At 43.7% G+C, this 17508-nt stretch carries 13 protein-coding genes; 7 read left to right on the top strand and 6 right to left on the bottom strand.

All coding sequences use genetic code 11. The features are described 5' to 3' along the window. Nucleotides 1-148 precede the first annotated feature (148 nt). The 3 genes from cobC to cobT all read right to left on the bottom strand — a co-directional run bounded on the left by cobC (nucleotide 149) and on the right by cobT (nucleotide 2851). On the bottom strand, nucleotides 149-715 hold the full coding sequence (cobC, locus tag AAA970_RS15250) for an alpha-ribazole phosphatase (RefSeq protein WP_338237764.1): 567 nt from the start codon (nucleotides 713-715) through the stop codon (nucleotides 149-151). After that, nucleotides 697-1485 carry an adenosylcobinamide-GDP ribazoletransferase gene (locus AAA970_RS15255; protein ID WP_338237765.1) on the bottom strand — a complete coding sequence of 263 codons (789 nt, stop codon included), beginning with the start codon at nucleotides 1483-1485 and terminating at the stop codon, nucleotides 697-699. Before AAA970_RS15255 ends, cobC begins: the two co-directional genes overlap by 19 nt. Nucleotides 1486-1795: 310 nt before the next feature. Further along, nucleotides 1796-2851, bottom strand: coding sequence for a nicotinate-nucleotide--dimethylbenzimidazole phosphoribosyltransferase (cobT, locus tag AAA970_RS15260; protein WP_338238592.1), 1056 nt, complete (start codon nucleotides 2849-2851; stop codon nucleotides 1796-1798). 353 nt (nucleotides 2852-3204) lie between these two features. On the opposite strand from cobT, the gene AAA970_RS15265 reads away from it, so the two are divergent. Further along, nucleotides 3205-3516 (top strand): transposase, encoded by a 312-nt coding sequence (locus AAA970_RS15265; RefSeq protein ID WP_053404356.1) that lies wholly within the window; start codon nucleotides 3205-3207, stop codon nucleotides 3514-3516. Nucleotides 3517-3533: 17 nt separating this feature from the next. Beyond that, on the top strand, nucleotides 3534-4586 hold the full coding sequence (locus AAA970_RS15270) for an IS3 family transposase (RefSeq protein WP_338237706.1): 1053 nt from the start codon (nucleotides 3534-3536) through the stop codon (nucleotides 4584-4586). A gap of 344 nt (nucleotides 4587-4930) precedes the next feature. Here the strand turns inward: AAA970_RS15270 and AAA970_RS15275 are convergent, their stop codons facing one another. Further along, entirely contained in the window at nucleotides 4931-5740 is an 810-nt protein-coding gene (locus AAA970_RS15275; RefSeq protein ID WP_338237766.1) for a hypothetical protein, read from the bottom strand. A gap of 350 nt (nucleotides 5741-6090) precedes the next feature. On the opposite strand from AAA970_RS15275, the gene AAA970_RS15280 reads away from it, so the two are divergent. The 5 genes from AAA970_RS15280 (at nucleotide 6091) to AAA970_RS15300 (ending at nucleotide 13072) form a co-directional block, all read left to right on the top strand. After that, nucleotides 6091-6558, top strand: coding sequence for a carboxypeptidase-like regulatory domain-containing protein (locus tag AAA970_RS15280; protein WP_338237767.1), 468 nt, complete (start codon nucleotides 6091-6093; stop codon nucleotides 6556-6558). Nucleotides 6559-6857: 299 nt separating this feature from the next. Then, nucleotides 6858-7220, top strand: coding sequence for a hypothetical protein (locus AAA970_RS15285; RefSeq protein WP_338237768.1), 363 nt, complete (start codon nucleotides 6858-6860; stop codon nucleotides 7218-7220). Nucleotides 7221-7601: 381 nt separating this feature from the next. Continuing rightward, nucleotides 7602-10226, top strand: a complete 2625-nt coding sequence (locus tag AAA970_RS15290) for a WD40/YVTN/BNR-like repeat-containing protein (RefSeq protein ID WP_338237769.1) — start codon at nucleotides 7602-7604, stop codon at nucleotides 10224-10226. 260 nt (nucleotides 10227-10486) lie between these two features. Further along, nucleotides 10487-10687 carry a hypothetical protein gene (locus AAA970_RS15295; RefSeq protein WP_338237770.1) on the top strand — a complete coding sequence of 67 codons (201 nt, stop codon included), beginning with the start codon at nucleotides 10487-10489 and terminating at the stop codon, nucleotides 10685-10687. A gap of 945 nt (nucleotides 10688-11632) precedes the next feature. Beyond that, nucleotides 11633-13072 (top strand): GAF domain-containing protein, encoded by a 1440-nt coding sequence (locus AAA970_RS15300; protein WP_338237771.1) that lies wholly within the window; start codon nucleotides 11633-11635, stop codon nucleotides 13070-13072. 105 nt (nucleotides 13073-13177) lie between these two features. Here the strand turns inward: AAA970_RS15300 and AAA970_RS15305 are convergent, their stop codons facing one another. Beyond that, nucleotides 13178-16051 carry an outer membrane beta-barrel protein gene (locus AAA970_RS15305; RefSeq protein WP_338237772.1) on the bottom strand — a complete coding sequence of 958 codons (2874 nt, stop codon included), beginning with the start codon at nucleotides 16049-16051 and terminating at the stop codon, nucleotides 13178-13180. A gap of 161 nt (nucleotides 16052-16212) precedes the next feature. Continuing rightward, on the bottom strand, nucleotides 16213-17370 hold the full coding sequence (locus tag AAA970_RS15310) for a helix-turn-helix domain-containing protein (protein ID WP_338237773.1): 1158 nt from the start codon (nucleotides 17368-17370) through the stop codon (nucleotides 16213-16215). Nucleotides 17371-17508: the final 138 nt, after the last annotated feature.

Raw genomic sequence — 17508 nt, forward strand, 5'->3', positions numbered from 1 at the left:
AACATTTAATTTTTTATTTTATAGTTGGTTACCTCATCAATGAATTAGCACTCCAATCTTCTCAAAGCACATCTAATTAGCAACAGCTAAACAATAATTTGTTCTCTCGGGCTTTTATGCAAAAGTCGCGATTAGGGTTAAACATCAGCTAAAAATCGAATACTACTTTATCCAACATAGGATTATCACCAAACTCCACTTTAACACATTGCCCGTAATCCAATTGGATTTTAAATCCATTCTGAAGGGGAATCCCCAACAGGTAAGTAAACGCACAACGAATGGTACCGGCATGGGCACAAACCAAAACTTTTTCATGGGTTTGTTGGCGAAGTTCTTCGAAAAAAGGAACTACGCGATCGTACATGATTTGAAAGCTTTCTCCATCGGGTGGAGCAATATTCACAAAGTCCTGTCCCCAGGCATCAAGGCTGGGCCGGTGAATTTCCCTCCAAAGTTTTCCCTCCCACTGCCCGAAGTTCATCTCCATCAGTCGGTCATCTGTGTGGAGGGTGGCAGCCGGTTGAAGGGTCGAGCTGAGGCGTATGCATCTGCTCAAAGGACTGCTATAAATGCGGTCAAAGTGCTCAGGGAGCTTAGCTTTTATGGCTTGCCATTCGGCGGGGAAACTCTCCTTGAGGTTAACATCCAGCTGCCCGTAGCATTGGCCTTTAGGGGTGTCAACGGCGGTATGTCTTAAGAGATAAACTTCCATATCAGTGGGTAACTTAAAAGAATAAGGAGTTCGGCCAATTGCTCAACGGCACCCAGGCAATCGCCTGTATAGCCTCCCAGTTTTCGGCGAAAGTATCGGCGGGCAAGGAGGTGCAGCAGTATAAGGGGCAGGAACAATAATAAAAATGCAGGGTGTTGAAGACTTAATAGGGCAAGTGGTAGCAGGCCTAACAGGAATGCCACCAGGATGATGGAGACATCGGCTTTTTTAGCAATGGGCTTCACTTTAGATGTGGCATCTTCTCGGGCATAATCTTCGGTAAAGACAATGGTGATGGCAGTGAGGCGGGCAAGACTATGAAAATTGATAAATAGCAGGGCGAGCAAGACAGTATTGTTCTGAGTCAATGCCGCCATGCCTTCGAGTCCCCAAAATTTTAGGAGGAACAGAAAAATTAAGGCTGCTGCCCCATAGGTACCAACTCTGCTGTCCTTCATGATTTCCAGGATCTGTGCTCGACTCCACCCTCCTCCAAAGCCATCAAAGGCATCGGCGAGTCCATCTTCATGAAAGGCACCTGTAGCGAGTACCCCGGCCACCATGGAAAGTATAGTCGCCAAATGCACATCCCAAAATTGCATGCCCAGCCAGAAAAAGCCAAAGCATATAACGCCTACAATCCAGCCCATTAGCGGAAAATATTTAGAAGCCTGATTGATATAATCGGGATCATATTCAAAACTTACCGGACTCGGAATCCGGGTGTAGAACATCAGGGCAGAAAGTAATACTTTGATTTCCTTTTTCATGTAAGGGTACGGATGTTGAAAAATATTTGAAGGTGACGGACCTGTTACTGCCACTTTTCTTTAGGCCGTGTATAAAAGCTTAAACCGGATTATTCAAGATTAAATCCTCGTTTAGCTGCATGGCGGAAAAAATGAAAGAATAGTTCCTTATTTTAAATTTTCTCCAAGGAAGCAGATGAAGGAGGAGAAGTAAGCTTACCCAAATTTGGGTTATTATAAATCAAAGAAAATAAATCGTAATAATCTATAAATAAATTACTTATATTCGGTTAATGAATTTGTCGGTGAATAATTCGGGTTAAACAGGTTCTTATGCTTTATTGGAAACCCCTGCGTCTTCAAAACTGGCCATTTCGTTCAGAAATTGTACGGCCGATTTTATGATGGGGTAGGCCACTGCACAACCACTTCCTTCTCCAAGGCGCATGCCCAAATTGAGGATGGCTTTCACCTGTAGATAGGCAAGCAATTGTTCATGTCCTTTTTCAGCGCTGTTGTGACAGAAAAAAGCATGCTGACGGATGCCCGGCGCCATTTTTTGCGCCAATAAAAAGGCAGCAGAAGCGATGAATCCATCTACCATGATGCTCATGCCCAGCTCATAAGCCTCCAGCATGCCGGCGGTCATTTGGGCGATTTCGAATCCCCCATAGGTTTGCAGGATGGATTTGGCTTTTGCTATAGATCCATGGAATTCCTGGCTCTTTCCGAGTACTGAAAGCTTTTGGGCATATTGTGCTTCATCCACGCCGGTACCACGGCCTACGCATTCCTCCAGGGGCAATTGGCAAACTTCACTCATGATCATGGCGGCGGCGCTGGTATTACCAATGCCCATCTCCCCGAAGCCGATGATATTGCTGCCTTCCTTTTGGCACTTGCGGACTACTTCTGCGCCCTTCTGAAAGCAGAAATCTAATTGTTCGGAAGTCATGGCCGGACCATAAAGAAAGGATGCGGTTCCAGGGCCGGCTTTTTGCTCAATCAAATCATCATGGGGAGGAAAGTTGAAGTTGACGCCAGCATCAACAATCTTCAGGGCAATGTTATTTTGTCTTGCAAAAACATTGATGGCTGCTCCGCCATTTAGAAAATTCATCACCATCTGGAAAGTCACTTCTTGTGGATAGGCGCTCACCCCTTCTTTGGCAATACCATGATCTCCTGCAAAAACAACGATAGTGGGCTTATTTAATTGGGGAGATAAGGTGCCTTGAATTTCTCCAATTTGTAATGCTATGCTTTCCAATTGCCCCAATGCACCAAGGGGTTTGGTTTTGAGGTTGATTTTGTGTTGTAGCTGTTCGCTAATGGTTTTCATAGTAGGCTTGATTTGAGTGGTTAAACTCGCTTTTAATGAATCAATTTAAACATTAATCTTTGATGTAGAAAAACAATTATTTTGGAAAGAGGGATTTTAATGGTTTCCAACAAATTAACCTGCTATTTTAGGTGTTTTTGAGTTAATCCAAATTTTGTATGCCTAATCTAGGTGTTGATGTAATGGCTTTAATTCCAATGTGTTTTGGTGTTTTTTCTGATGTTTTAAAAGACGCTGTTTGAGCAAGCTTGCTTTCCACTCATTCATTTGCCGCCTAAGCAAAAATTTGAACAGAGTGACTATTGCATAATTTTCCCTTTTGCATTTAAACGACAGATAAGTGATTCCGCCCCATAAATAGTCGGACTTAAATTTTTTTTTACAATATTTGAAATCCGATGAAAAGAGTAACACGAACCAAGGAAGAGAAGCTAGCTATTCTAAAAGAATGCGAGGAAAGAGGAGTAGAAGAAACTCTAAGTAAGTATGGAGTTTATCCAGCCACCTATAAAAATTGGGTGAAAAAATATGAAACCATGGGAGAGGCAGGTTTCACTCGCGGGATGACTATACCTCAATTAAAGGAGATAAAGCGTCTTGAGAAAGAGAATGCCCTATTAAAGGAAATCATCGCTGAAAAGGAGCTTGAATCCAAAATGAAGGATGAGCTGCTAAAAAAGAAATATCCTCAGACGAAAGGGCGGAAATAGCACGAAAATACACTGGTCTGGGGCTAAAACGAGATAAAGCTATTTTGATTGCCCAAATAACAAAACACAAATACTATTACCAGCCTATTAAAGATCGTAAACATATAGGCAGAAAAGCCACTACTACAACTCAAAAGGGGCATTCGGTAGTACCCAATGAGGATGTAATAGGGCAAATTAAGCGCTTAAAAGAAGATCCAATCACTAATTATGGCTATCGTATGATGACCAGTCAATTGAAGCTTGAAGGATATAATATTAATCATAAAAAGGTTTTCCGTTTGATGAAGGACGCAGATTTACTTCAGGAAAAAAGGAAGGTTAGTGATAAAAATTACGTCAAATATCGCTGTGTATGCCCAGAACGCCCATTGCAGGTTTTAGAAATGGATATTAAAATGGTTTGGGTAACAGAGCATAGGCGTCATGCTTATATATTAAGCATTATTGATACATTTACAAGAGTAATATTAGATTGGTCGGTTGGCTATCAAATGGATCAAAAAATGGTCATTAAAGCCTGGGAAAGGGTAATAGATAATTATTTGCAACCAAATGACTTATTGAAACAGGATCTTCATGTTGAATTAAGGAATGATAATGGATCTCAATTTAGCGCTAAAAGCGTTCAAGAATTTTTAAGGGAAAATAGTATTCATCAAACCTTTACACATCCTTATACGCCCCAGGAGAATGGCCATATTGAAAGCTTTCATAGCATTCTTAAGAAGGGCTTGGGACAAGCGCCATTTTGGAACTTAGAGGAATTAAGAGAAAGGTTAGAAGTGTTTTATGAAAAATATAACAATGTTAGATTACATGGGTCAATAGCTCATCTTAGTCCCAATTTGTTTTGGAAGGCGTGGGAATATGATTTGATTGAACGCACAGTAATAAACGAGCGAAAGGTGAAATTTAGACTTACAGTACCCCATAGTCAACTTTCGGGGATTATGAGTCAGAGAGAAGTTCTTTGCTCAAATATACCGACCCTAAATGGGGAGGGATATTTGAATGAGGATGTGAATGGGCCCAACACTCCAAATTCATTACAACCTTCGGTAAATTAATCGCCGTCGATCGTTCTTTGCTAACACAAACTTATAATGGAAAAATAGACCTCACAAGAGGCAAAATCAAAAAAGTCCGAAAATATGGGGGCTAAACCATAAGGATGCCTAATTTGGCTTCAGAGGTGGGCGTTTGTGAATTTAAAAGAACCTTTCCTCCGTCATAGAGCATTTTTAACATCGGACCATTCGCCTGCGAATTCAAATTATGGGAAGCGATTTTGGATCATTTCTCAATATTAGCGATGCTATTCTCTCAATATAATCGGCTATCGCTTCTACAAAAATCGAATATTTGCTACGAGTTTTGGCTTTTGGACCTACTTGGCGTTGCCTAAATCCTTTCAAAGGTCTAACATTTGCTTGGTGGTAATGCGATTTCGGTCGAGCTCATAGGTAAAGGAGCACTTTATGGCCGGAGAATAGACGGTGAAACGCTTAAGTGCGGTGAAAGGGGCATAAAGGCGGAAGGTGGCGATGTCGGTAGTGGTGATCAGTGGGTTTTCATGGAGATGGGAGTGCATGGCTTCGGTAATTTCCATATCGGCCAGCCCACTGGGTAGCGGCGTGGGGGTCAGGCTTTGGTGAAGCTTTCGCCAACTTAAAAGATTGCCATTGTTCTCGGTGTCGATTTGGTAGTCATTGCCAAAGGGGATAATGCCCTCCTGATGCGTCCCCATAAGAATGAAGAAGCGGTAGCCGAAATCCTTTTGCAGGCAGGCGATATTGACGGAGAAGCCTTCGGGAATAAAAAAATCTTCCAAATGTTCTTCCATTTGCTTTATCATAAGGCTTTGAGCTACGACTCTTTTTAGTTCTGATAGACTGATGGGCCGTTCTTCCTCGCTGATAATTTGAGCTTGCTCTGGAGTGGCTTTGGAAAAGCGATTGGTGGCAATACAATTTTGCTGACTTTGATCCAAAATGATGGACTGCATATCTTCTCCTTCTTGTGAAATGAGGTAACCTCCGAAATTTGCGGCCAGGCTAGGATTACCCAACACCATATCAGTGCCGTGCCATGCGGCCATTTCATGCCGATAAAGTAAATCGGCCTCTTCCAGGATAGCTTGTAGGATGCTGTCAGTGGGAATTTGCGCCATTAAACCTTGAAGGGAGAAAAAAAACGAAAATAGTAAAGTATTGATTTTCATAGGAGTGTGTTTTTTAGCCTTATTATAGTTATGAAGTAAGTGACTAAAACACAAATGTTTAAGGTTTGCTTAATATAGTTCAATACTTTTGGAGGGAAATAACAATGGGGAGATGAGAATGTGTACAAGATTGATTGAAAATTTGCTCGGAAAAACACGGTTTCATTTTCAAAAGTATTCAAAATGGAGGCTTAAAAAGGGGTTCGGTTTTGAAATTCGTAATTTCGACTTTTGCTTTACCGAAATTTAACATTGGGGGTGGGCGGTCAAAAGCTTGAAAAATGCAATACCCTTTTTACGAAAGCTAGCAGTTTGAGGCTTGTTTTTGCGCTGAGTTTGAAAATCTCATAATGGAAGGGCTTAATATAGGGGCTAAGGCGATTTCAAAAGATCATAATGCTGAAAATTTATCAAAAACCTTCCCGTACATTTGTAATGTAATCAATGAGCAAATAATCAAAATTATTACAACGATGAAAAACTTATTAATCGCTTTCGCCCTAGTATTGACTTCTACTTTCGCTTTCGCTGGAAACAACGACAACGAAGCAGCCAAAGGAAAATCTTTCTTCCGTGTAATCGGGAACGCAAATGCAGAAACGTACAAAGTTTTGTATATGGCGAATATGGATTCTAAAGTATCTGTGTCTATCTACAATGAGGCAGGTGTTTTGGTAGCGAAAACAACCGTAAAGGACAAAGATGGTTTCTTGAAGCCATTCCGTTTCGAAAGCATGCCTGCAGGTGAGTATACTGTAGTAGTAAAAGACGGTTTTGGTGTAACTCGCAAAACATTCACTCACACCCCAGCTCACTAATTGATTCATCGGCGAAGGCGGACGCAGGGGTAAGGAAAATCTTGCCCCATGTGATCCAGCCACGATGAATCAATCGGAGAGGAGCGTGCTGGTCAGTTGGACTAGAAACATTTTTATGAAGTCTCGGAGATCGAGCAGAGGAGATGCCCCATGAGGGTGTTTTTTTTTGCCTTGATTTTAGGGATTAATGGGATGAGCTTGATTTTGGAATGGAGTGTTGATGATAGTGAAGTATATATTGGAAGAATTGTGATGCCCCATGAGGGTGTTTTTTTTGCCTTGATTTTGGGGATTAAGGGATGAGCTTGATTTTGGAATGGAGGATTTGTGGGGGTGATGGTTGTGAGGATGATGGTAGTGGGGATATGGTCGTAGGATTGGTTGGACAAAGCTTTAGATGGAGATTGTGCTGCCCCATGAGGGTTTTTTTTGCCTTGATTTTAGGGATTAATGGGATGAGCTTGATTTTGGAATGGAGGATTTGTGGGGGTGATGGTTGTGAGGATGATGGTAGTGGGGATATGGTCGTAGGATTGGTTGGAGAAAGCTTTGGATGGAGATTGTGCTGCCCTTTGGAGGGTATTTTTTTTGCCATGATTTTGGGGATTAATGGGATGAGCTTGATTTTGGAATGGATGATTGTTGTGAAGATGTGGTTGTAGGATTGGTTGGAGAAAGTTTTAGATGGAGATTGTGATGCCCTAATGAGGGTATTTTTTTTGCCTGGATTTTAGTGGATTTTAGGATGGTCATGATTTTGGAGTAATGAAGGAGTTGAAGGTGGTGATGGGATTTTTTATTTTTTTGAAGACTGGGAAATGCAAGATGGAGCTAGTATATGTTCCAAGAGGAGCTTTTGAAATGTATAATTGTGGGTTGGAAATTATTTGAAATGGTGGCCTGAAATAAAAACCGCCTATATTGGGCGGAAACGTCCCTGCTTTTTTTGGGGGCTATTGTGGATCTTTCGGTGTTGTGAAGCTTTGCTGTGGAATGGAAAAGCAGCAGGCTTAAATTTTTTAACATTTAAATTCCGGATATTTATGGAACGACCCTATTTTTTCAGATGGCCGCCGGTCATCCTTTTTTTGGTGGCGATGGCTAGCATGGCCTGGATGGGAAAGAAGAAAGCCTTTAAAATTGATAAAGCGTTTTTTAACAGCCTGACAAAGGACCGCGTAACTTCTGACCCTTCGGTAGAATGGGTGAATTTTGGTCCGGGGATGTCGGGTTATAATGAAGAGTTTTGGTGTCATCCCACCGATCCCGATGTGATGTTCATGGGGCCGGATATGCATGTGGCCTATGGCAGTTGGGACGATGGAAAATCATGGCATTCCATCAAAGATTATGACGGGGACGGACAGTGTCTGGAAAGAGTGCATGATATCGCTTTTTCCCGTAAGAATCCTGATTTTGGTGTTGCCCTGGAAAGAAGGGGGAAGATATTTACCACCCATGATCGCGGAAGAAGCTGGGAATTGAAACATACGATTAAGCGGGAAGGAAAGAAGCATGCTTTTAATGCGCACACCAAAATTGCGATAGATCCTAATGATGATAATACCTGGTATATCGGTGCAGGAGACTTCTGGAATGTGAAGCGCAATCACCGGTCGTTGAAGTTTATTCACGGTAAGATGGATCCCCGTGCAAGTTACGGTTATGTGTTGAAAACAAAGGATGGCGGCAAAAGCTGGAAAAAATTGGCCACGGATATTGCTCCGGACAGTCTGGATGTGGCGCGTATTTTAGTGAACCCCATGAATTCCCAGGAGGTGGTGATGGCCACCAATTATGGCTTTTTTCGCAGTACGGATGGTGGCAAAAAATGGCAGAAAAGTGGCAAAGGTCTGCCCAATAATTTACCCCGCGACCTGACAGCTTATTATGATGAAGCCAAAGGAATTTATGAATTGTACCTGGTGGAGCAGGCGGTCTATCAGGCAGCGGGGAAATCCGTAAAAACTTCCGGAGGCGTATATAAAAGCCGCAATGGTGGGAAAAGCTGGGAGAATATTACCGGAGACCTTGGGGTGGACTTTAATCAGATTACCTCAAGTTTTCACAGGGGAAATTATCACCGCGTGATGAGCTATTGGTTTGGCGAAAATTCAAAAAAATTATACCCGGAATTCCCGGAAAATACTTATCCGATTTTCAATCGCATCGTGGTTAACCCGATTAATAATCAGGAGATTTATCTGGTGATGAATCAGCGCCATGATAAGAGCTTCGGTCCCGGGGATGCCTGGAAAACAACCGACGGCGGAAAAAGCTGGAAGATTTGTGCGCGGGTGGGGGAGTACTGGCGGAAAGGAAAAGATAAAGCCTACTGGGAGGCCAAAGGATTTGACACCCATACGAATGTGAAATTTGCGCATTTGGAAAGATCCCTGCAGGAGGAGAATGAAATTCGAAATGGAAATCGGATGCTGGCCATTAATGCCAGAGGGGAAGTGTTTATGGGGATAAATCAGCAAACGATACGTTCCAATGACGGTGGAAAAAGCTGGGAGCAGGTGGATGATTTTGAAACGGAAGCAGGAAGCAATAAATGGGTAGGCCGCGGAGCCAGTAACCTCCCCGGGCGTTTCATGCTGTTGGAAAGCGGCAAAAAAGACCGCTATCTGTTATGCTCGGGAGAGCATGGCTTGTGGCAAACCGCTGATTTGGGGAATTATCCGGACAAAGAGGCCGTGGCTGTGGAACAGATTGAAGGGCAGGTGCATGATCACAGCGGGAATCACGGCGCCCATTCGGTCTCTACGGTGGCGGTGCATCCTCACAATCCGGATATCATTTACATCATTGGCTGGAGACAGGAACACCGTGGGAAATTGCGCAGAAGTATGGACGGTGGTAAAAGCTGGGAGAATATTGCCACCATCTTTGAAGGGAACAATGGTAGTTGGCAGGCGATTGCTTTTCAGGCTTCGCTGATGATTGATCCTGATAATCCGGATAATATGTACTTCTGCACCATCAGGAAAGCCATCTCGGAAGTAGGAACATCGGCGAAGGAAAGTGTAATGACCAAAGGCGGTTATGGGGTTTATCGTTCCACTGACGGCGGATACAATTGGGCGTTGAGCAATTCCGGTTTGCCGGCCAAAGGCAGTGTGCGCCGCATGGTGATGGATCCGAAAGACTCGAAGAAAATTTTTGCCTGTCTGAATAAGCGGACCGCTAAAGATCCTGACGGATTGTATGTTTCCATCGATGGCGCTAAAAGCTGGAAGGCGATGGCCATTCCTTCGGAAATTCAGGGGGTGAATAATTTATTCATTGATCGCCATTCGGGTGAAATGTATTTGTCTGCTGGTTTCCGTGATGGAAGCTATGAGAGTGGAGGCGTGTGGAAGAGTGATAATAATGGAAAAAGCTGGAAGAAATTTTTCTATGCGCCCTATGTGTGGCAGTGTGAGGTGTCGCCGGTAAATCCGGACATTATCGTGGTAAATGTGCCTTTGCAGGTGCCAGGCAAAAGAGATCAGTTTAAAAACCCGGGCATTTATCTGACTAAGGATGGCGGGCAGCATTGGGCAAGAATCAATAAAGGACTCGGACAGCCGGATAAAATGTCGGATGTAAAGCCGGATCCTTATGATGAGCACCTGCTTTGGGCTGCTGCCTGGGGAAGTGGCTGGTTCAGGGCTAAAATTTAGAACATATACTGTAGTTTGTAATACATTTGGGCAGGTCCGTACGGGGCCTGCTTTTTTTGTTTGGGGGGCAACAAGTAAAAATTAAGCCGGATTATTCAGGTTTAAGAGCGGGTTTAAAAGCCAAAATTCGCATCGAAAATTTGACATATTGCAGAAGCGATACCCGATTATTTTGAGAGAATAGCATCGCTATTGTGGAGGAATTATCCAAAATCGCTTCCAATAATTCGAATTTGTAATCGGGTGGTGTGCTTTTAAAGATGCTCATAGTAATCGTAGGGGTTCCATCTGTATCGGTTACGGTCTTTTCATTGCTTTGGATGGAGAAGGGGATACGGAACGATCATGGAGCGGTGAATCCCGGGCGAAGGGACCAAGGCGGAGGCGAAGCCGTTTGTTGGAGCTCATTCGGGACGGGCACTGCTTTGGCCGGCGATTTAACCCAAATTATTCACCGTTAAATTTATCAACCAAGCATAAGTAGTTTAAATTCAAGCCTTTAAAGCTTATTTTTTTGAATTATAATAGCCCCAATTTGGGCAAGCTTGCTTTCTCCTCATTCCTCTGTTTCGTTGGAAAAAACTCGAAATAGGAAAAATTCCTTCATTTTTTCCGCCTTACAGCTAAAGGAGGATTTATGCAGGAATAATCCGGCTTAATAATGTTCGGCTGGCTGGTTGAATGTCCTGTGATTACGGCTTGAATATCGAAGGACGGAACCCCCGGGCCAGGGATAGAGGCGGAGGCGTTAGCCGGTTGTGGAGCTCTTTTTCGGCTGGCAGGCAATGGGAAAACATCGCTTCTGTCGGACGAAAAAAGCGACCGCCGAAAGCCCGGTGCGCTGTGGCGCAGGCCCCATATAAAAATCGTAATTCCATTACCTTTACTTTTTGGAGCTCATCATAAGGCTGTTTAATGAAAATTCCTTTGGGTGATTGGTGGTTAAAAGCTGGACTCTGTTTTTAGCCCGAATTATTCACCGCTAGATTTAGTAAGTCGCCTTAACTTGCTTAATATTAAACCCCTACATTTGTGTCTACTGATTTTTTAAAGCCCCAATTTGGGCAAGCTTGCTTTCTCCTCCTTCATCTGTTTCGTTGGAAAAAACTCGAAATAGGAAAAATTCCTTCATTTTTTCCGCCTTACAGCTAAACGAGGATTTAAGCACGAATAATCCGGCTTAAACCTGCCCGTACCGAATAGCGACTTCCGCGAGCCCGGCCGAATTTATGAGGCGCCCCAATTTACTAAAGTGATCAGTTTTTGATTTGGTGAAATCAACTAATATCAATAAATGATAAGGTGATGTTGTTTTTAAAACAAATTATATTTTGAAAATATTGATATGGGTGGTTAATTGAGTTAATATTATTTTAATATCTACCTATAACTTTCCGCTAAACTTGATGAAGTTCTTTAAAAATCTTAACCTGTTTCATTATGCTTTATTGCCTGTTTTTGTATTACTGTTTGGACTGAGTATGGCCGCTTTGTTGGTGGATGCATGGTGGATCCGGCAGGTGATATTGGGGTTCACTTTATTATTGCTGGCTATGCAGTTCTTTATTTTTGTGAAGTTGTCTGGCCAGCTTCGGCAGGTGGTTATCGCTTTGGATGATTTTCTGATTTCGGCCTCCGGTGGCCGGCCTGCAGCCTATGCCAATGGCTTTTCGTTTTTACAGGAGGGCTTAAAGTTGGTGAAGGAGAATTATCAGGGCATTGAGGAGAAAAGCCGGCAGTTGGAGGCGGGGAATTATGAAATGCTTTCGGAGCAGACCGCCGGGGTGGCCGGGAGGTTGAATCGCCTGGGGGAAGAAATGAAGGTGCTGATGGCCGGAGAGCAGGAGCGCAGGAAGACGGCGGAAATGAATGCGGCCTTTTCCCGACTATTGCATGAGGAACGCAATTCCAAATCCCTGAATGATCAGGCCCTGAAGCATGTCCTAAAAAATCTGACTGCGGTGCAGGGCGCACTTTATCAGTATGATTCAGAGGTAGAAGCTTTGGAAATGATCGCCTGCTATGCTTATGACCGGAAAAAGTATTTGCATAAGAAAATTGAGGTTGGAGAAGGAATGGTCGGGCAGGCCTGGCTGGAACAGGAAGATATTTACCTGACGGATATTCCGGAGGAATTTTTGGAGATTACTTCCGGCCTCGGAGAAGCGCTTCCCCGGAATTTGATTTTGAAGGTGCTGAAGAATCAGGAGGAGGTAATTGGGGTTTTGGAACTGGCGGCTTTTCAGCTTTGGAATGCCTCGGAAATGGAATTTTTGCAATATGCGGCGGAGCAATTGGCGGCAGTGCTTTTGGCCAATCGGGAATCGGATAAAAATGTCCGGATGTTGCAGGAAATGACCGTACTTACCAATCAAATGAAGTCACAGGAGGAGACACTGCAGCAGCATATGGAGCAGCTTCATGACTCGCAGGTGGAATTGGAGCATTCGGAAAAACAGACCAAGCGGAATAATCAACTGCTTCAAACCCTGGTAGCGACGATCCCGCTTCCTTTGTTTGTGAAAGATGATAATTTCCGATACGCCATGGTAAATGATGCGCAGGCTGCGCTTTTAGGATTTGAGGTGAAGGATTTGTTAGGCTTAAGTGATGCTGACATTATCGATGATGCAGAGGAGAAAGCCATGATTTTTCAGTCGGACCAAAATATTATTGAGCAGAATAAAGAGGTGGTATTGGATGCGCAGGCCATCAGCCTGGCCAACGGGCAAACCAAATATATGAAAACCATCAAGACGCCTTTCCGGAATGAATTAACGGGTAAAATGAATATTCTGGGGATATCCATTCCGATACCTAAACCGGTTCCTCAAACGGTAGGATGATTTTGTTGGATGAATCGTGATTGGTGGTTTTTCCCATTGACGCATCGCCCGCAGAGACGCATGCGATGCGTCTCTGTGGTGATGCGTCAATGGGGGTGTATGTTTTTAATTCATCATCATCCGCATGGTATCCCGGTCAGGCATGCCGCGGGGACGTTTCGGTGGCCGGAAATCTGACAGATTATAGGTAAAGGTCAGCATGGCATATTGGGTCAGCACGGTGGAGTAGGTGTCTTCAATATAACTTTCCGAGACCGTCCGGGCGATGGACTGATTCTGATTCAGGATATCATAGACCGAAAGACTGATTTCCCCTCTATTATTTTTAAGTACCTGCGCACCAATATTGGCCGAGAGCAGGAATATGCTGGGGTCATCTCCCGTATCTAATCCGTTGTACATCAACAGTCGCCCGGTGCCGCCTATAAAGAAGCGATCCAGAAATCGCTGGCGGTACTTCAGCTGCAAACTGTGCTGAAAGTAGTTGTTATTACTGTTGGCCTGCAATTCATTATTAATCATATAATAGTTGGTGCTCCAGGACAGGTTAAAGTCCACATCTTCACTGATATTGGAACTTAACTTAATGGATTGGCCAATCAAACCATTGTGGGTGTAGGCCTGCACATTATTGGTAAGTCCCACCTGTCGGGTGTACTGTCCATTGGTGGTGAGCGTCAGGTTGGAACGCAATACTTCCACCGGAAATCCATAGGAGACTGTTGCCCGGCTATTGAAATATCCATCCAGGTTAACCGACTGCGTAATGGTCGTTCCTCGCGCAATCTGTGTACCATCGGCCAGGGTGGTATCACTTTGAGCAATCCAGGTGGCGGTGGAAATTTTGTCCTGAGTGGTGGTCGCAGACAGGTTAGCAAAGAAAAACTGCCCATTTTCGGGGCTGAATTTACGATAGTTCAGACGAAAGACATTGCTCATTTCCTGTTGAAGTTCAGGATTTCCAAGTGAGACATTCAATGGGTCACTCATATCCACGATGTCCTGCAAATTATTGATAGAGGGCAGACTGGTTTGCGTATTATATGTGATGCGCAATCGGCTCCTTCTGGAAGGACGGTAACTAAAACTGGCCTCTGGCAATACATTATGAAACTGGTAGTGATAATCTCCGCTATGTGGATAAATACTGCTGTTCTGCATGTCGGTCATCTGATAGGCCACACCGGTAGCAAAGGTTACAGTGCGGTTGGACCATTGGTAGCGGGTAAATGGGCGGTGTCGTAAACTATTACTTTCAAAAACATTTGATTGCTGTTCCAGGATTTCGTCATACTCCCCACTTTCATAATTAAAAGCCCGGCTGTAGGTATCCGCATTATTTTCATTGTAAGCTACATTATACCCCAACTGCAGCATTCCATATTTTCCAATGGGTTCTGTATAGGAAGTATTGGCCGACATACCCCATTGGCGGGTGTCGGATTCCGTCTGCTGGTCTGTAGTATCGGAAACAAACATCCCATTTTGGATTTGCTGGGTCAGCGCCCAGTCATTACTCAATCCACTACTGGTATAGGCGGTATTGGTCAGATTCACCGAGAAAGTACGGCGGTCTTTTTTAAATTTATGTCGGTATAAAATACTGTTACTGAAATTAACCCCTGCCTTGTCTGAATAACTTTCGTTGTCTGAATAGTTCAGGGTATCTCCCTCATCCAGATAGGTCACCTGCTCCCAGTGGTCAATATTGTCATAGTTTTGAAAGCTGATCGTCGGTTGGATGAGAATGGAATTCCGATCATTGATTTTATTTTCCAATCGGGCGGTCAGTCGGTGATTCACATTATTACTTTCGGAAACAGAATTTTGATCCATCCGCTGATTATCCATATCACTCAGGATGTATTCCCGAAAGCTGTACTGTTCCAGTACGGTATTTTTGCTGTTGAAAAAGTAAGAGGCTGTGACGTCCCAGTTTTTTCCCCATTTGTCGGTATAGTTTACCCCCAGCGCATTAGTCTGCGAAATTCCGTTATTATTGTTGGACAGGAAATTTTGTGACTGGTCCATCATCGAACTCATCCCTCCTCCGCCACCGCGGCCACCTTGCCCCCGGCGTCCCCGGCCTCCGCCACCAATCGCTCCCATAATATCCTGCATGGAGAAATTCTGTTCATTGATATTATTACTCATTCCCAGGATGGAAATACGCTGGTCGCCCTTGAATAAGTTCAGACTTCCACTGGCCGTGTAACGGTTGTCTGTTCCGTAACCCAGGGTACCCTTACCAAACTTTCCATACTGCTTACTCTTATTGGTGATGATATTCAATACCTTATTCCGATCTCCGTCATCAAATCCGGTGAAGCGTGCCTGCTCACTCTGCTCATCAATCATCTCCACCTTCTCAATAATTTCTACCGGAAGGTTTTGCAGTGCAATTTTAGGGTCATCCCCGAAGAAAGGTTTGCCATCCACCAACACTTTTTTGACTTCCTCTCCCTGTGCGGTTACGTTGCCGGAAAGGTCCACATCGATACCAGGCAGCTTGGAAATCAAATCCTCCGCCACGGCTTCAGGTCTCGTTTTATAGGCGGCAGCCATAAAAACGGTGGTGTCTTCTTTTACTTCCATGGCCACCGTCTGCCCGATGATTTCCAGCGTATCCAATACCATGGTCGTGGCCGGCAGGTTAATGGTGGGTACTGCGTTTCGTTTTCCGGATTCAAAATATAATATTCCGGTCCAGGGGGAATAACCCAGGAACTGCGCCTGCAATTTATACTTTCCACCAGAGGGAATGGTGAATTCAAAATTCCCCTCCGCATCGGCGATGGTTTGTTGTGGCTTTTCGCCTTCCTTATCCACAGGCGTTAGTAAGAGAAAGGCCCCCTCCAAAGGTTGGCCGGCCACATCCGAAAAAATATTTCCAATCACCCTGGCAGAGGTGGTCTTTTGCGCTTGCGCCAAACTGCTGGCCGCCAGTAAAAGTAAAAAGAGCAGGTATCGTTTCATCATGAATTTTATTTGTTACGAAGAAACAGCACCTGAATTGAAGGGGAAATTTTTTTCAACGAACGACAGGGGAAAATCAATGAAAGGGGCCTTGTGAACTCAATTGCACAAGGCCCCGTCCTGGATTCAAATTTTCGTTATGAATTTTGGCTTTTAAATACGCTCTAAAAACCCACCACCATCAGGGTTTCCAAGTCCAGATTAATTCGTTCCCTGCCTTTTGCACGGAATATGGCGGTAAAATATTCTTGCCCCTGTAAGTATTTTCGCTGAAAGCTTTCCAGTGAATCCGGATTGGTGAAAAATTCTACGGTAGCCATTACTCCAATATCATGATCAGAGAAGAAGAAAAATTGCGCCGTTTTATTAGGCCCGGGCATGCGGGAGACCAGCGCATAATCCGTTTCCGGATTATACTGAATAAGTTGAAAAGTAGTGTCGGGCAGTTGTGGATGGTTGACAAAGTCAATCATCTTTTGCTTAACAGAAAAATGAGGGTTTCCTTCATTGAAAAGATAAATAAAATTCCTTTGATCTTTCAGGCGTCCAACATATAGCGTATTATCTTTTTTGATATCGGAAAATCTGCTTTTGCTGGCATATTTAATCTCAAAATCGTTTTGCCAATTTGCAAACCATCGACTGAGGTCATGGGTGGCATTTTCCGCCATGCGGGTGGCATAGGTATAATTGGCCGGATTGGTGGAGGCCTCCAGCTGGGGGTTCTCCTTGATCAATTGATAGTAATCTTCCAGGCTGTTGATTTTGAAATCACGAATCCAGGCGGCTTGTCCGGAGATAGTTTGTCCGGTAAAGCCAAAAGCATCCCCTATATATAAACTAGTCGAATGCCCGTTATCAAAAAAGGCTTTCCAGATTTTGGGTGGTTGAGCCGGAAAATGATACCAGACCAATACCAGAGAGCTGACGGCCCACAATAAAAGGGACCAATGATTGAATCTGAAGGATTTTTTTTCAAGCTTGGTTTTAGGGTCCTCTTTTATCTTTTTTTCAAACTTCAAACTATATTGTCCCTTATCTATTATCGCCTGCCACTCCTCTTTTGCTCCCTCATTTTCATAATAAGTATTAAGCTTTTTGCGCAAGTTATAGATGTTGACTCTTACACGGGGATTATTTTTGGTATCCTGAGGTTTTCCACCAAAAAATTCCATATCAATAATCCCCTCTTTCAGGAAGCGGTCTTCAATATTGGCCTGTACCAAAAAGCGAAGAATGGCCGAACTTGTAGGTGCATTTCTGAAGGTCTTACTTTCAATAATTCTTTCGGTGATGCGTAATTTTTCTTCGGTGGAAATCATAAAAAATTCATTGAAGCGAACAGATCGCCAGCTTAAAAAATCTACCCCCGTTTTAGCGGTCAATTATTAGGCTTAAATGGCCGTAAGAACCGTTATAGCTACCGTTAAAACGCCGTTAAAGGTAAAAAAATTATCGGT

The organism is Persicobacter diffluens (genome assembly GCF_036244895.1).
GTDB lineage: Bacteria > Bacteroidota > Bacteroidia > Cytophagales > Cyclobacteriaceae > Persicobacter > Persicobacter diffluens.

Excerpts from the sequence above, each read along its gene's own strand:
- AAA970_RS15310 (WP_338237773.1), bottom strand. The coding sequence starts at position 17,370 with ATGATTTCCACCGAAGAAAAATTACGCATCACCGAAAGAATTATTGAA.
- AAA970_RS15300 (WP_338237771.1), top strand. The coding sequence starts at position 11,633 with ATGAAGTTCTTTAAAAATCTTAACCTGTTTCATTATGCTTTATTGCCT.
- AAA970_RS15275 (WP_338237766.1), bottom strand. The coding sequence starts at position 5,740 with ATGAAAATCAATACTTTACTATTTTCGTTTTTTTTCTCCCTTCAAGGT.
- AAA970_RS15255 (WP_338237765.1), bottom strand. The coding sequence starts at position 1,485 with ATGAAAAAGGAAATCAAAGTATTACTTTCTGCCCTGATGTTCTACACC.
- AAA970_RS15295 (WP_338237770.1), top strand. The coding sequence starts at position 10,487 with ATGCTCATAGTAATCGTAGGGGTTCCATCTGTATCGGTTACGGTCTTT.
- AAA970_RS15290 (WP_338237769.1), top strand. The coding sequence starts at position 7,602 with ATGGAACGACCCTATTTTTTCAGATGGCCGCCGGTCATCCTTTTTTTG.
- AAA970_RS15265 (WP_053404356.1), top strand. The coding sequence starts at position 3,205 with ATGAAAAGAGTAACACGAACCAAGGAAGAGAAGCTAGCTATTCTAAAA.
- AAA970_RS15305 (WP_338237772.1), bottom strand. The coding sequence starts at position 16,051 with ATGATGAAACGATACCTGCTCTTTTTACTTTTACTGGCGGCCAGCAGT.
- AAA970_RS15285 (WP_338237768.1), top strand. The coding sequence starts at position 6,858 with ATGAGCTTGATTTTGGAATGGAGGATTTGTGGGGGTGATGGTTGTGAG.
- cobC (WP_338237764.1), bottom strand. The coding sequence starts at position 715 with ATGGAAGTTTATCTCTTAAGACATACCGCCGTTGACACCCCTAAAGGC.
- AAA970_RS15280 (WP_338237767.1), top strand. The coding sequence starts at position 6,091 with ATGGAAGGGCTTAATATAGGGGCTAAGGCGATTTCAAAAGATCATAAT.